This is a genomic window from Sphingomonas radiodurans (assembly GCF_020866845.1).
Lineage (GTDB): Bacteria > Pseudomonadota > Alphaproteobacteria > Sphingomonadales > Sphingomonadaceae > Sphingomonas > Sphingomonas radiodurans.
In genome coordinates this window covers 162,143-176,720 of the sequence record NZ_CP086594.1, presented here as the reverse complement: position 1 = coordinate 176,720, position 14,578 = coordinate 162,143, and the positions used below count along the sequence as shown (strand labels likewise).

Here is a 14,578-nt window from a genome sequence, read left to right as displayed (position 1 = left end):
AGGAAGCGGCGGTCAAAGGAGAGGGTTCATGGCGTCGAAGCCCAGTTTTGGCGGATCGTTGTCAATCCAATCGCTCATCGATCGCGAGATCGGCTGTAATCCAGAGCTGAAGAACGGCGCCTCGGCCTATGTGAGCATCATCGCTGAATTCGCCGCGAGCAAGGACTCCGCGCTGTTTCTTGAGCGGCTGCTCGATCAGGCCGGGAGCACCTATCGCGCTGCCGGGCAATCGGGCGCTCAACTCTATACCTTTTCCGATCGCGGCGTGAGCTTCCTGTTCGACATGGTTAGACAGCGCGCGGTGCTGATCTGGGCGACGTCTCGACTGGTGCCGGCGAACTCGCGCGACAACAATTATCATGCCGGCTATCCCAGCGCTGGCACCAACCGAGACAAGGGCCATGCGATCAGCCATGCGCAGGGCGGCTTCGAGGGCGGACCGAACTATTTTCCGCAAGCGCGCCGGCTGAACCAATCGCGATCAGCCAACGGCAAGTTGTGGCGGGCGATTGAGCGCCACTTCAGTGCCAATCCTGGTGAAAGCGCGTTCGTGCGGCTGATCTACGCAAGCGGCAATGACGGCGACGTTCCGGACGAAGTGGAGTATCTGCTTCTGCCGATGACGGGGCAATATCGTGCGGTGATCTTCCCGAACAGCTGAAGTGGCCTCAGCCCCCCACTAGAACGGTGGGCATTCCGAGGATCAGTTTGCCGCCATGCGCCGTCGTGTCTCCGATGCGGGCTTGCGCGCTCCCCAGCGTGATCACCGTCATGCTAGCCACCAAGATGACGTCGGGCGGACCGACACACACGCACATGTCTCCGATGCGGGCCGCAGGGAGACCGCCGATCAGTACAGTGGGTGCGCACGGCCCCGACACCGGGCCGCCGACGTGCGGCACGACGCCAGTCACCATCGGGCACACGTGCATGTCGGTAAGCCGCGATGCGGGAGCGCCCATGGAAGCTTCCTTTTCGTGCGCACCATTCACGCACCAACAAACAATATAATAAAACAAGTGCGGCGCGAAGCACAAAGCGCTAAGCAACGCTTCGAAAGCGGGGTTGCGTCCGCGCACGACAGACGAATTGCGTTCACTGGGGGGTGGGGTGCTGATCGAGGAAGAAGATCGTGAGGCCGTTCTGGCGCCGATCGACGGGTCCGTCGGGGTCGACGGACGCGAAGACGAAGGTGCGGCCGCCGATCTGCTTCGCGAGATCCGGTCGCAGCGCAAATCTTTGGTCAAGATGGAACAGTCGCTGTCGATGGGCGACGAACCTGCCATTCCCGAAGGCGGGTGGGACTGGGACGATATTGGCGAGAACGCGCGCGATTACCTGACGCGGTTCGGGAAAGATCTCGAACCGATGGCGGTGCTGATCGAGGCGGCGGTGCGGCAGGACGGGCCGGAGGATCTCGCCGCGGCGATGGCGCTGCTCGCCGATGTGATCGAGACGTATTGGGATCAGGGCCTGTATCCGGCGGAGGACGAGGACGGCGTCGAGACGCGGTTTCAGCCGCTTTCGGGACTTAGTGGCGGCGGCAACGATCGCGAAGGTGCGCTGATCCTGCCGCTACGCCGTCTAGCGCTGGTGAAAGTGGGTGGCGACGCGTTGCGCCATCTCGACAAGGTCCGCGCTGATTCGGCGATGACGGCGGCGCAGACCGCGACGGATTCGAAAGCGGCAAAAATCGAGGAAGCCGAAACCACCTACAAGGAAATCGAGCAGATCGTGCGGCGAACATCGCGCGCGGCGCTCGAAAAGGCCGAAGCGGCAATCGCCGCGGCACATGCCGACTGGCGCCGTGCAATCAATTATATCACCGAGCGGACCAAGCCAGCGATGCCGGCGGCCTCACGCCTTACCGACGAACTCGCGGCGATCCGCGCATGGTTGCAAGGGCTTATCGCGCTGTTGCCGGCGGCCGCGCAAGCAGTCGACGAGACCAGCGTCGAACCTGCGGGCGGTGGCGGCGAGATGGTCGCTGCGGGCGGCGCGACGGCGGCTGCAGGGGGCTTCGTCGGCGGACGGATCACACGCCGCGAGGATGCGCTGAAGGCCGTGTCGCTCGCAGCGGATTACTTCACGGCATTCGAGCCACTGTCCCCGCTTGGCATGACGCTGCGCGAGGTTGACCGACGCGCGCGAATGAGCCTTCATGACTACATGGCTGAACTCATTCCGGATGAGTCGGCACGCAACGATTTCTACTGGCGCTCGGGCATCAAGCCACCGGAAGCGCCGGCGGCATCGTGGGAATAGCGGGGGCGCGATCCGGAGAAGCAACGTGGCGTGACGATGCGCAGGAGCGCGAGGGGAGATAGAAATGGCAGACTCGGTACATGACAAACTCAAGCGCGTGCGCAAGCCGCGCGTCCACATCACCTATGATGTCGAAACCGAAGGCGCGCAGGAAATCAAGGAGCTGCCCTTCGTCGTTGGCGTTATGGGCGACTTCTCGGGTGACTCGGCGATCCCGAAGAAGAGCCTGAAGGAGCGCAAGTTCATCGACCTGAAGAAGGACAAGTTCGACCAGGTGATGGGCCGGATCGAACCCGCGGTGAAGCTGAAGGTCGAGAATACGCTCGAGAAGAACGGCAAGGAGTTTGAGGTCAACCTCAAGTTCCGCTCGATGGACGATTTCGAACCCGAGAAGATCGTCGAGCAGGTCGAGCCGCTGCGCAAGCTGATGGAAACGCGCAACCAGCTGCGCGACCTGATGGCGAAGGCGGACGGCTCCGAGAAGCTCGAGAGCTTGCTCGAACAGATCCTCGGCGACGAGACCAAGCTCGGCGAGCTGCGCAAGCAGCTCGGCACCGACAGCAGCAAGGCGGAGTAGCACCATGGCCGACGTCGAAACCCAGGGCGCAGGTGGCGCCCAGACGACCACCGTCGATGCACCGGTAAGCCTGCTCGACGAAGCGATCAGCGTTACCAAGCAAACCGAGCCAGCGCGGGTCGAGGAGCTGATGCGCACGTTGGCGCAGGAAGCGATGACCGGCACCGTCCAGTTCAACAAGAACATGACTGTGACGCTGCGCGCGGCGATCGCGAAGATCGACGCGCAGATTTCCGAGCAGCTCGCGGCGATCATGCATGCCGACAAGTTCAAGCAGATGGAAGGTTCGTGGCGCGGGCTGAACTATCTCGTCAAGAACAGCGAGATCGGCCAGAGCCTGAAGGTCCAGGTGTTGAACGTCAGCAAGAAGGAGCTCGCCAGCGACCTTTCGAAGGCGACCGACTTCGACCAGAGCACGTTCTACAAGAAGGTCTACGAAGAGCAGTTCGGCACCGCGGGCGGCATGCCGTTCGGCGCGCTGATCGGCGATTATTATTTCTCGAAGCATCCCGACGACGTCGAGCTGCTGACCAACATCTCGAGCGTCGCGGCGGCGGGCTTCACGCCATTCGTGGCAGCGGCGGATTCGAAGCTGTTCGGGATGGACAGCTTCAACGAACTGTCCAATCCCATGGACATGAAGCAGCTGTTCGAGACCGCCGACTATATGAAGTGGAACTCGTACCGGCAGACCGAGGATTCGCGCTTCGTGACGCTGACCATGCCAAAGGTGCTCGCGCGCCTGCCGTATGGCGCGGATACCAAGCCGGTCGAAGCATTCGCTTATGAAGAGGCGCCGTTCGACGAGACGGGCGCGCCAAAGTCGATGAACCACGACGATTATTGCTGGATGAATGCATCCTATGCGCTGGCCGCGCGGATGACCGATGCGTTCGCCCAGTACGGCTGGTGCACCGCGATCCGCGGCGCCGAGGGCGGGGGCAAGGTTTCCAACCTTCCGACGCATGTCTTCCAGTCGGATGACGGCGATCTCGACGCCAAGTGCCCCACCGAGATCGGCATCACCGACCGGCGCGAGAAGGAACTGTCCGACCTCGGCTTCCTGCCGTTGTGCCATTACAAGAATACCGATTACTCGGTGTTCTTCGGGGCGCAGTCGACGCAGAAGCCCAAGAAGTATGACCGTCCTGAAGCGACGGCGAATGCGGCGATCTCGGCGCGCCTGCCGTACATGATGGCGACCAGCCGGTTCGCGCATTATCTGAAGGTGATGGCGCGCGACAAGATCGGCTCGTTCATGGAAGCCAAGGACTGCGAGACCTGGCTCAACCGTTGGATCGGCAATTACGTCGATGCGACCGAGGGTGCCGGGCAGGAAGCGCGCGCGAAATATCCGCTGCGTGAGGCGCGTGTCGAAGTGCGTGAAGTTGAAGGCGCGCCGGGCTCGTACACCGCGGTCGCGCATCTGCGGCCGTGGCTCCAGTTCGAGGAACTGACGACCTCGATGCGGCTGGTGGCCCGGATCCCGAAGCAGGGCTGAGGCCCCGCGGGCGGCATTGGTGGAGGCGGTGGCTCTCGAAGACGGCGATGCGGCGGACGTGGCGCCGCTCGCCGGAGAGTTGCCGCCTCCGCTCGCCATTTTGTCGGCGGCGCCGCCGCTTGAAACTCTATCCGCGCAACGGCCGGGCGCCGACCCGGAGGAACTCCGCGCTCGCGCGCAGATGATCGTCGCGTCGATCGACCGCCGCTTGCGCGAGCAGCTCGACGCGATCCTCCACCATCCTGAATTCCAGCGCATGGAAGCGCTGTGGCGTGGCCTCGCGTGGCTGGTGCAGGGGATCGAGGACCCGCAGGTCAAGATCCGCATGCTCGACGTGCGCTGGGGGGAGATCGCGCGTGATCTGGAGCGTGCGCTCGATTTCGACCAGAGCCAGATGTTCGACCTGATTTACACGCAGGAATTCGGCATGCCCGGTGGCGAGCCGTTCGGCATGGTGCTGATCGACCAAGCGGTGTCGCATCGGCTGGGCGGCGGGCGCAAGACGGATGACGTGGCGGTGCTGGAAGGGCTGGCGGAAGTTGCCGCATCGGCCTTTTGCCCGATCATCGTCGGGGTCGATCCGACGGTGCTGTCGCTCGACGGGTTCGACGAAATCGACTTGCGGCAGGATCTCGTCGGCAGCTTCGCCGATCCGACGTTTCAGCGCTGGAACCGGCTGCGCGCGAAGCCAGACAGCCGGTTCCTGGGGGTGGTGATGCCGCGCCTGCTCGGGCGCCGACTGCATCGCGGGCGTGATCATCCGCGGCTCGGCTTCGTTTATGACGAGCGGGTCGCGTCGTCGAGCGACCTGCTGTGGATGTCGGGCGGGTTCGCGCTGGCGCATGTCGCGTCGCGGGCGATGGCGCGCTACCGCTGGCCGGCGGCGATCCGTGGCCTGCTGCCGCCGGGCGAGGGGGGCACCGTCGATGGGCCGGTGCGGCAGCTGCTGCCGAGCGATCGCGAAGGCGTCGTCTCGCGCTTCGGGGTGGAGAATGCGATCGCCGAGGAACAGGAAGTAACGCTCAACGAGGCCGGGTTCATCGTGCTGCGGCAAATGCACCTGACGGGCATGTCCGCATTCCTCAATCTGCCGAGCCTGCACCGTCCGCCCGATTACGATGGCGAGGCGGCGCGGATGAACGCCAAGATGAGCGCGATGCTCAACTATATCTTTTGCGTCGGTCGCTTCGCGCATTACGTGAAGGTGATCGCGCGCGACTGGGTGGGCAAATATACCGACGCCTACGAATGCGAGCGGCTGTTGCAGGACTGGCTCAACAAATATGTCACCGGGAACGACGATGCCTCGCCCGAGCAGCGGCTGCGCTATCCGCTGCGCGAGGCGCGCGTGGCGGTGAGCGATATCGTCGGCAAGCCCGGCTCCTATGGCTGCGAGATCGCGATCCGGCCGCATTATCAGCTCGATCAGATCGCGTCGGAATTCCGCCTGACGACCGTCGTGGGCAGCGAGAGCGCACGCTGATGGCGCGCACCTTCACCCATTCGCTGATCGATCGCCTGATCGACGACGAGCCGGACCGCGCGGTCGAGCCGGCTGAGAGCGAGGAAGCGGCGCTCGCGCGCTACAAGTACAGCCTGCGCCGCGACCTGGAGGCGCTGCTCAATTCCAAGCGGCCGTTGCTGGCGATGATCGATGCAAGCGAAGCACTCGGCCGCACGGTGATCGGCTATGGCATACGGGATATGAGCACCGACGACTTTTCCACGTCCGCGACGCGCGAGCGCGCACGGCGGATGGTCGCGCAATGTATTCGCGAGCATGAGACGCGGCTGAGCGATGTCGATGTCGAAGCGGACAGTGCGCCGACCTCGCGCGGGATCCGCTTCCGCATCACCGCCACGTTGAAGCTTTCGCGCAACCGAGATGTCGTGGTGTACGATGCGAACGTTCGGCCGACCGACCGGGCGATCGCGGTCGAGCTGACCGGATCATGATCGACGATCTGATCGAATATTATCAGCGCGAGCTGGCGTTCCTCGGCAACAACGCAGGCGCCTTTGCGGAGGCGCATCCCAAAATCGCCTCGCGGCTGCGGCTGACGCGCGAGTCGATGGAAGATCCGCATGTCGGGCGCCTGATCGAGGCGGTCGCGTTCCTAAACGCGCGGCTGCGGCACAAGCTCGACGACGAATATCCCGAACTTTCCGATGCGTTGCTGCTGACGCTGTATCCGCACCTCGTCCAGCCGCTGCCGTCGATGATGATGGTGCGGCTGGAGCCGTCGCCCGATCTCGACAAACCGAGCGTCGTGCCGGCGGGGACGATGATCGGGACCGAGGAGATCGACGGCGAAAGCTGCCGCTACCGCCTGTCGCGTGACGTGACGCTGCTGCCGATCGCGCTGACGGGCGCGACGATGGGTGGGCCGCCGTTCGATGCGCCGCCGTTCGGCATGGCGAATGCGCGCGGTCTGCTGCGGCTGACGCTGACGACAACCAAGCCCGACATCGCGATGAACGTGCTTGGTCTCGATCGGCTGCGGCTGTTCATCCGCGCCGATGCGCGGCGTGCCGAGATCCTGCTCGAACAGCTCGGCGCGAACCTGCTCGGCATCGGCATCGCGGCTGCCCCGAACGATCCGCGCGCGGTGCTGCTGCCGCGCGACTCGCTGCGCCTGGTGGGGATCGATGATCGCGACCTGCTGTTGCCGCAAACCGAGACGGCGCGGCGCAGCTACGCCTTGCTGCAGGAACATTTTGCCTATCCGCAGAAGCATCTGTGCTTCGAGGTATCGGGGCTCGACGCGCGGACGCTCGACTTGGCGGGGAACACGCTCGAACTGTTCCTGTATTTCGATCGCTTGTCGCCGGAGCTCGAGCGCGTCGTGCGGCCGGAGGATTTCGAGCTGTTCGCAAGCCCGGCGATCAACCTGTTCGAGCTCGATGCCGAACCGATCCAGCTCGATCATTCGGCGATCGAATATCGCGTGATCCCGAACGCGCAGCGCGAGGATGCGATCGAGGTTCAGTCGATCGAGCAAGTTGTGCTGCAGAAGGCGAGTGGCGAGCGGATCGAGGCACCGTCGCTGTATTCGATCGACCGCGGATCGCCGCGACTCGGGCGGCAGTTCCATGCGCCGGCGCGCCGATCGAGCTTTTCGCCGGGTGGCGGCGATGACGTGTTTATCACCATCGCCGATCTCGAAGGCGAATTGCTGCGCGAGGAGAATGTGGTGGTGAACACCCGAATTCTCGCCACCAATCGCGAATTGCCCGCGCGGCTGCCGTTCGGTGGCGGGCGGCCGTATCTGACGGTGTCTGGCACGGTGAACGGGCTGAAGGCAGTGACCGCGCTGACCAAGCCGACGCCGACCCGGCGACCCTCGCGCCGGCGGGCCGCTGGGTGGAAGCTGATCGGGCAATTGTCGCTCAATTACCTCAGTCTCGTCGGCGGTGCGGCGGGCGCGCGCACGTTGCGTGAGGTGCTGGCGCTGTACGACGTGGGTGATACGCCGGAGAGCGGGCATTTGCGCGAGCGGCTGATCGAGGTGCATGCGGCGCCCGGCGTCGCGCGGCTGCGGCTGAAGGGCCACAGCGCGATGTGCGCGGGAATCGACGTTACGCTGGAAATGGATGACGAGCGGCTGTCGGGCTCGGGCGCGTACATGCTGTGCGCGGTGATCGAGCGGTTCCTGGCAGGCACTTGTGCGCTCAACAGCTTCGTGCGCGTCAATGCACGGCTGCAGCGCGAGAGCGGGACGTGGAAGACCTGGCCGCCGCGGATCGGGGATCGACCGCTGATATGACCGATCTTGCCGCGCTTGCCCGCGTGCTGGCGGAGGCGACCTTTACGCAGGCCGCGCGCGCCGCGGAGATGGGCGCGACGAAACGCGGTCGTGATGGGCGGCGCGATCGGGAGGTCGGTCGCGATACGCCGCCGGGGGAGGAGGCGATCCGCTTCGTCGCGTCCGACCGAATGGCGCTGGTCGCCAACGATCTTGCCGACGTGACGGCGGACGGCAGCCAGATCCGCATCGTCGCGAATTTGCTGGGGCTTGCGGGTGCCAGCCCGGCGCTTCCGCCGCCGTACAGCGAATTGCAGCTGCAACGGCGGCGCGCGCGCGACCCGGGGCTCGCGGGCTTCTTCAACCTGTTCGACCACCGCGCGCTGTCGTTCTTCTATCGCATTGCGCAAAAATACAGCTGGCCGCTGTTGGCGGAGCGGGCCGGGGAGGGCGGCCGAGACCCGATCCGTGACTTGCTCCTCGCGGTGGCGGGGATTGGCGTTGACGGGCTGAAGGACCGGCTCGACATTACCGATGGCGCGCTCGTCACGCTGACGGCGCATCTCAGCGACGCGCGGCGCAGCGCGGTTAGCGTCGCGACGGTGTTGCGCACGCTGACCGGGCTGCCGCTGGAGATTGTCGAGGCGGTGCCGGTGTGGATGCCGGTACCCGCGAGCGAGCAGACGCGGATCGGCGGCATCGGCGCGAAGTTCACGCAGCTCGGCACGCTGGCGGGCGCGGACGACGGCGCGGGCGAGGCGGCGATGATCGGATCGGCGGTGCTTGACGTGCAGCATCATTTCCTGATCGACATCGGGCCGCTCAGCTACGCCGAGCTTCGGCGATTTTGCCGAGATTCCAATGCACGACGGCTGATTAGCCAGCTGTGCGTGCTGGCGATCGGGCTGGAACAGCAACCCTCGATCCGGCTGCTTGTTGCAGAAGAAGCAATCCCGCCGCTGCGGCTTAACGACGATGCGGCACCGGCGATGCTCGGCTGGACAACTTGGCTCGGCGCGCCGGAGACAATTGATGGCATCGCACGCGATTGCGTGATCCCATTGGATCGCTCCGCGCTCGATGGCGAAAAAGCGGTTGCTGCATGACAAGCGCCGGGCTAGGCCCGCGATTACAACGACTCCATTGGCCCGGGGGGAATTCGGGAAGTGGAAGATCGATAAAAGCCGGGTTCGCGTAAAACTGGTGGTTAAATAGGGCGCTTGGCGGTCTTTGACTGGTCTTGCGTGAAGGGGATGCGTGGCACAGCTCAACCTGAAAAGTCTCGTCGCGAAGCTCGACGACACCTGTCGTTCCACGCTGGAATCGGCGGCTGGGCTGGCGCTTTCCCGGACCAACTACGATATCGAGGTCGAACATTGGCTGCTTAAGCTGATCGATCGCCAGACATCTGACGTGGCGGTGATCCTGAGCCACTTCGAGGTGGACGCTGGACGGCTGGCGCAGGACATCAATCGCCAGGTCGATCGCTTCAAGACGGGCAACGGCCGTGCGCCGGCGATTGCGCCGAACGTCGCCAAGCTGATCCGCGAGGCGTGGCTGATCGGCTCGCTGGAACTTGGCGCGACCAAGATCCGCTCGGGGCATTTGCTGCTGGCACTCGTCGGCAGCGACGAGATGACGAGCGTGGCGCGCGATGCGAGCACGCAGTTTGCGAAGATCCCGGCCGAGACGCTGCGCACGACGATGACGCAGATCGCGTCGGGCTCGGAAGAGGCGAAGACTGCGGAGGCGTCTGCACCGGCTGAAGCCGCGAATGCGGGCGGCGGCGGGGCCGCGCCGGCGGCGGCGCGGGGCGGCGAGAACCTTGCGAAGTTCTGCATCGATCTGACGCAACAGGCGCGTGACGGGAAGATCGATCCAATCTTCGGACGTGATCCCGAGATACGCCAGATCGTTGATATCCTGACGCGGCGGCGGCAGAACAATCCGATCCTCACTGGTGAGGCCGGTGTCGGCAAGACTGCCGTCGTCGAAGGCTTCGCGCTGCGCATCGTACAGGGCGACGTGCCGGAGGCGCTGAAGAATGTGCGGCTGCTGTCGCTCGACCTCGGGCTGTTGCAGGCGGGCGCGGGGATCAAGGGTGAATTCGAGAACCGGCTGAAATCGGTGATCGAGGAAGTGAAGGCTTCGCCGACGCCGATCATCATGTTCATCGACGAGGCGCATACGCTGATCGGCGCGGGTGGCGCCGAGGGCCAGAACGACGCGGCGAATCTGCTCAAGCCGGCGCTGGCGCGCGGCGAGATGCGGACGATCGCCGCGACGACCTGGGCCGAATACAAGAAGTATTTCGAGAAGGATCCCGCGCTCACTCGCCGTTTCCAGGTGGTGAAGGTCGAAGAGCCGGCCGAGAAGCTCGCGGTTGCGATGCTGCGTGGGCTGGTGCCGGTGCTGGAGAAGCATCACGGCGTGACGATCCTGGGCGAAGCGCTCGAAGCGGCGGCTGGGCTGTCGCATCGCTACATCGCCGGGCGGCAATTGCCCGACAAGGCGATCTCGCTGCTCGATACGGCGTGCGCGCGGGTGGGGATCAGCCAGGCGGCGACGCCGCCAGCGCTCGAGGACGTCCAGCGCCAACTCGGCTTGCTCGCGTCGGAAGTTCGGATGCTCGAGCGCGAGCAGCGCAGCGGGATCGACAATGCGGCTGCGCTGCAGGCGAGCGTCGAGCGCAAGGCGGAGTTGGAGGCGGAACAGGAAGCGCTCACCAAGCGGTGGGACGAGGAAAAGCGGCTCGTTCAGGAGGTTTCGAACGCGCGATTGGCGCTCGACGGTCTGATGAACAACGAAGCCCGGGAAAAGGCCGTAGCCGTGCCGGCGGAAGGCGCACCTGTCTCAGACACGCCCGCGCCCGACGGATTCGGCCAGTCCGCTGCGGTTGCCGAAGCACGCCAGAAGCTGAAGGAGGCGCAGGCTGCGCTGACGATCCAGCGCGGCGAAGAAATCATGGTCTATGACGTGGTCGACCGCGATGTCGTCGCGTCGGTGCTCGCCGGCTGGACAGGCATTCCCGCCGGTCGGATGAGCGGCGACGAGATTCGATCGGTGTTGAACGTCAGCAGCCAACTGTCGGCACGCATCAAGGGCCAGCAATATGCGCTCGACGTGATCGGCCAGACGGTGCGTACCGCGCGCGCCGGGCTCGCCGACCCGCGCAAGCCGCTGGGCGTGTTCCTGTTCTGCGGCACGTCGGGCGTCGGCAAGACCGAGACGGCGCTGGCGCTGGCGGAATTGCTGTACGGCGGCGAGCAGAACGTCACGACGATCAACATGAGCGAGTTCAAGGAGGAGCATAAGGTCTCCACGCTCGTCGGCGCGGCGCCGGGCTACGTCGGCTATGGCGAAGGCGGGGTGCTGACCGAGGCGGTGCGGCGCAAACCCTATTCGGTGATCCTGCTCGACGAGATGGAGAAGGCGCATCCTGGCGTGCAGGACGTGTTCTACCAGGTGTTCGACAAGGGCATGCTGAAGGACGGCCAGGGCCGCGACATCGACTTCAAGAATACGCTGATCATTATGACATCGAACGCCGGGACGGAGACGATCGAGGATCTGTGCCGCTCCGCCGAGGTGCTGCCGGAGCCCGAAGTGCTGGCGTCCGAGTTGCGGCCCGCGCTACTAGAGTATTTCAAGCCGGCATTTCTCGGGCGCGTCGTGACGGTACCGTTCTTCCCGCTGCGCCCCGAGATCCTGCGCGAGATCGTGGTGATCAGCCTCAATCGTATCCGCCAGCGCGTGACCGGCAATTACGGCGCGACGTTCGAGTGGGACGATGCGTTGCTCGATCGGTTGGTGGCACGCTGCACCGAAGTGGAAAGCGGCGCGCGCAATATCGAAAACATCTTGAAACGCGGGTTGCTTGCTGATCTGGCGGAAGAACTTCTCGGGTTGCGAGCCGATGGCAAAGACGTGACGTCAGTTCATGTTACATCGGGTGACGAAAAGGACTATGGGTTCACGATCGCCTGATTGTTGCGGGCGGATCGAATTGGTTGAAGTGAAGAAAGGCAACGACGACGGCAATCGCCGTCGCCGCATTCTAAAGGAGACGAGCGATGGCAATTTTTCTGAAACTTGATGGCATCAAGGGCAGCACGACCGATTCGAAGTTCAAGGAGCAGATTGAACTGAGCAGCTTCCAGTGGGGCGCAGGAATCGGCGTGGGCAGCGCGCGCGGTGGCGATCGTTCGACCAGCGAGCCAAGTGTGTCCGAAATCACGGCCACGAAGACGACCGACAAGTCGAGCGAGTTGCTGTTCAAGGCGCTGCTCAAGGGTGATCCAATCGGCAAGGGCACGATTTCGTTCGTCGCTGCAAGCAAGGGTGAGTCGGTCGCCTATGCGACGCTTGAGATCGAGGAGGTGATCATCTCCGGCTTCAGCATGTCGTCGGGCGGTGATTTTCCGTCCGAGTCGATCTCGCTGAACATCGCGAAGTTCGACTGGAGCTTCACTGGCCGCGACGACAAGCAGACCGGCAGCCCGACGCACCTGATCTACAGCCTGACCGAGAACAAGGTCGGCTGATGCGACTTCCCGGGCGGCGCATTGCGCCGCCCGGGATCGCGATCGACAGGGGTTCATGGCGCATCTTCTCAACCTTCGTGAACTCGCCGGCGAGCCGGTCGAGAGTTATGCGTTGCTCGGGTTCGAGGGGCGCGAGGCTATTTCCGAGCCGTTCGAGTACCGGCTCGAACTGATTGCGACGACCGAGCCCGACCTGTCCGCCTGGATCGGAAAGCTCGCGGAGTTCGATGTCTCGCCGGATCACGGCAGCCAGCGCGTGTTCGCCGGCCGGATCTATGGCGCGCGCTGGGCGGAGAGCGGCGACGAGCGGCGGATTCACATCCAGATCCGCCCGTCATATCATGCGCTATCCTATGCGCGGGCGACACACTTCGTTCAGGACAAGAACACGCTCGAAATATTCGACGCGATGACTGCCGACGTGACCGGATTGGTCAAGGCGGTGAGCGTCAGTCCGCCGCCGCCCAAGCGCGGCTATGCGGTGCGTTACGATGAGACCGAGCTCGATTTTCTCGCTCGGATGCTGGCGCAAGACGGCATCATGTATTTCTTCGCCTATGAGCGCGGCGCAGGTAGCTATCGTCACAAGATGATCGTGACAAACAAGCCGGCGGATTACATCGACCTGCCCGGCGGGGCGGCGGAGTTCCTGCCGAACAGCGACGGCGCCTCGATCGATACGCTGGAACGCCGCTATCGCGCTGCGCCACGCAAGCACGGGCATGTCGGGTTCAACGTCAACAAGCTCGACACGCCGTTTCCGCAGCCGGGAACGGCGGCGGACAGCTGGGGGGCGGTGTACAGCCACGCTTACGAAACGACGAGCGCAGAAGCTGTCGCCAAGGGAGACGTTAAGACACGGCAGGAAGCGAGCGACGAACATGTCGCGCAATCCGCCGATTTCGTCGAAGGCACGTCGACCGAGCCGGGCTTCCAGGCTGGCGGCCGCGTCGAAGTGATCGGTGGCGGCAAGGTCTCACCCAAGCGGGTCGTGCTCACGTCGGTGGTGCACAGCGCTTACGATCCGTGGATGCTGGAAGGCGAGATTCCGCCGCATTACGCGAATCGTTTTACGGCAATCGACGCCACCAAGACCTTCCGCCCCTCGGTCGAGCTCGCCGCCCGGCGCGCGCCCGGGCCGATCCTGGGCACCATCGCGCTTAAGGGCGCGGCAGAGGGCGAAGCGAAGATCGATGATCAGTGGCGTGTGCCGGTCGCGATCGCCAATGCACGCGATTATTCGGGCAACGGCTTGCCGGAGATCGTCTGGTTGCCGGTGCAGCAGCAATGGGCGCACAGCACACACGGCGCGCAATTCTTCCCGCGCATTGGGTCGCGGGTGATCATCGATTTCCTCTACGGCAATCCGGATCTCCCGTTCATCGCAGGATCGGTATTCACTCCGTCGCAGAAGTATCCGTTCGATCCGACATCGACGCCGACGCAGAGCGGATGGCGGTCGATTACCGATAAGAACGGCAGTATCGTTCAGGAATTCCGCTTCGAGGACAAGCCTGGCGAGGAGGAAGTGTATCTCTACACCGGTCGCGACTATCGCCGCGTGATCGACAATGACGATTGGGGCACGGTCAAGCGCGACCAGACGCTGATCGTGGAACGTGATCAGAAGCTCAATGTGACGAAGGACCGTACCGTCAAGATCGAGGGGCTGCAGAAGACCGACATCACCAAGACCCGGACGATGACGGTGCTGCAGGAGAGCCTTCACGAATCGAAGAAGGAAATCGAGCTCAAGGTCGGCCCGTCGAGCATCAAGCTGACGATGCAGGGCATCGAGATCAAGGCGCCGACGATCAAGATCACGTCCGACGCGACGATGGATCTGAAGGCAGGTGCGATGGCGACGTTCAAGGCGGCATTGATTCAGGAGACATCCGACGGGCCGATGATCCTGAAGGGCGCCATCGTCATGATCAATTAGGCC

General features: G+C 64.0%; 12 protein-coding genes. 11 read left to right on the top strand and 1 reads right to left on the bottom strand.

Annotated elements, in window-relative coordinates; translation table 11 throughout:
- Positions 1–28 precede the first annotated feature (28 nt).
- Entirely contained in the window at positions 29–661 is a 633-nt protein-coding gene (locus LLW23_RS00840; protein WP_228946910.1) for a hypothetical protein, read from the top strand.
- Positions 662–668: 7 nt separating this feature from the next.
- Here the strand turns inward: LLW23_RS00840 and LLW23_RS00835 are convergent, their stop codons facing one another.
- Positions 669–962 carry a PAAR domain-containing protein gene (locus LLW23_RS00835; protein ID WP_228946909.1) on the bottom strand — a complete coding sequence of 98 codons (294 nt, stop codon included), beginning with the start codon at positions 960–962 and terminating at the stop codon, positions 669–671.
- 127 nt (positions 963–1,089) lie between these two features.
- Here LLW23_RS00835 and LLW23_RS00830 point away from each other — a divergent pair, with 127 nt between their 5' ends.
- From LLW23_RS00830 to LLW23_RS00785, 10 genes are all read left to right on the top strand, one after another.
- Entirely contained in the window at positions 1,090–2,265 is a 1,176-nt protein-coding gene (locus LLW23_RS00830; protein WP_228946908.1) for a type VI secretion system protein TssA, read from the top strand.
- A 64-nt stretch (positions 2,266–2,329) separates the two neighbouring features.
- Positions 2,330–2,842 (top strand): type VI secretion system contractile sheath small subunit, encoded by a 513-nt coding sequence (gene tssB, locus LLW23_RS00825; RefSeq protein ID WP_228946907.1) that lies wholly within the window; start codon positions 2,330–2,332, stop codon positions 2,840–2,842.
- A 4-nt stretch (positions 2,843–2,846) separates the two neighbouring features.
- Positions 2,847–4,343 (top strand): type VI secretion system contractile sheath large subunit, encoded by a 1,497-nt coding sequence (tssC, locus tag LLW23_RS00820; protein ID WP_228946906.1) that lies wholly within the window; start codon positions 2,847–2,849, stop codon positions 4,341–4,343.
- Between the two features lie 28 nt (positions 4,344–4,371).
- Positions 4,372–5,826 carry a type VI secretion system contractile sheath large subunit gene (tssC, locus tag LLW23_RS00815; protein WP_228946905.1) on the top strand — a complete coding sequence of 485 codons (1,455 nt, stop codon included), beginning with the start codon at positions 4,372–4,374 and terminating at the stop codon, positions 5,824–5,826.
- Positions 5,826–6,299 (top strand): type VI secretion system baseplate subunit TssE, encoded by a 474-nt coding sequence (gene tssE, locus LLW23_RS00810; protein WP_228946904.1) that lies wholly within the window; start codon positions 5,826–5,828, stop codon positions 6,297–6,299. Before tssC (LLW23_RS00815) ends, tssE begins: the two co-directional genes overlap by 1 nt.
- The gene (gene tssF / locus LLW23_RS00805; RefSeq protein WP_228946903.1) at positions 6,296–8,110 is read left to right on the top strand and encodes a type VI secretion system baseplate subunit TssF; all 1,815 of its coding nucleotides are present in this window, start codon (positions 6,296–6,298) and stop codon (positions 8,108–8,110) included. Before tssE ends, tssF begins: the two co-directional genes overlap by 4 nt.
- Entirely contained in the window at positions 8,107–9,195 is a 1,089-nt protein-coding gene (gene tssG, locus LLW23_RS00800; RefSeq protein WP_228946902.1) for a type VI secretion system baseplate subunit TssG, read from the top strand. The genes tssF and tssG overlap by 4 nt, the downstream gene beginning before the upstream one ends.
- 151 nt (positions 9,196–9,346) lie before the next feature.
- Positions 9,347–12,076 carry a type VI secretion system ATPase TssH gene (gene tssH / locus LLW23_RS00795; protein ID WP_228946901.1) on the top strand — a complete coding sequence of 910 codons (2,730 nt, stop codon included), beginning with the start codon at positions 9,347–9,349 and terminating at the stop codon, positions 12,074–12,076.
- Positions 12,077–12,162: 86 nt separating this feature from the next.
- Positions 12,163–12,633 (top strand): Hcp family type VI secretion system effector, encoded by a 471-nt coding sequence (locus LLW23_RS00790; protein ID WP_228946900.1) that lies wholly within the window; start codon positions 12,163–12,165, stop codon positions 12,631–12,633.
- Positions 12,634–12,688: 55 nt separating this feature from the next.
- Positions 12,689–14,575: a type VI secretion system Vgr family protein gene (locus LLW23_RS00785; RefSeq protein WP_228946899.1), complete on the top strand. Its 1,887-nt coding sequence runs from the start codon at positions 12,689–12,691 to the stop codon at positions 14,573–14,575.
- Positions 14,576–14,578 lie beyond the last annotated feature (3 nt).

Coding starts and splice junctions, on each gene's coding strand:
- LLW23_RS00790 (WP_228946900.1), top strand. CDS start 12,163: ATGGCAATTTTTCTGAAACTTGATGGCATCAAGGGCAGCACGACCGAT.
- tssC (WP_228946906.1), top strand. CDS start 2,847: ATGGCCGACGTCGAAACCCAGGGCGCAGGTGGCGCCCAGACGACCACC.
- LLW23_RS00785 (WP_228946899.1), top strand. CDS start 12,689: ATGGCGCATCTTCTCAACCTTCGTGAACTCGCCGGCGAGCCGGTCGAG.
- tssE (WP_228946904.1), top strand. CDS start 5,826: ATGGCGCGCACCTTCACCCATTCGCTGATCGATCGCCTGATCGACGAC.
- LLW23_RS00835 (WP_228946909.1), bottom strand. CDS start 962: ATGGGCGCTCCCGCATCGCGGCTTACCGACATGCACGTGTGCCCGATG.
- LLW23_RS00840 (WP_228946910.1), top strand. CDS start 29: ATGGCGTCGAAGCCCAGTTTTGGCGGATCGTTGTCAATCCAATCGCTC.
- tssG (WP_228946902.1), top strand. CDS start 8,107: ATGACCGATCTTGCCGCGCTTGCCCGCGTGCTGGCGGAGGCGACCTTT.
- tssF (WP_228946903.1), top strand. CDS start 6,296: ATGATCGACGATCTGATCGAATATTATCAGCGCGAGCTGGCGTTCCTC.
- tssB (WP_228946907.1), top strand. CDS start 2,330: ATGGCAGACTCGGTACATGACAAACTCAAGCGCGTGCGCAAGCCGCGC.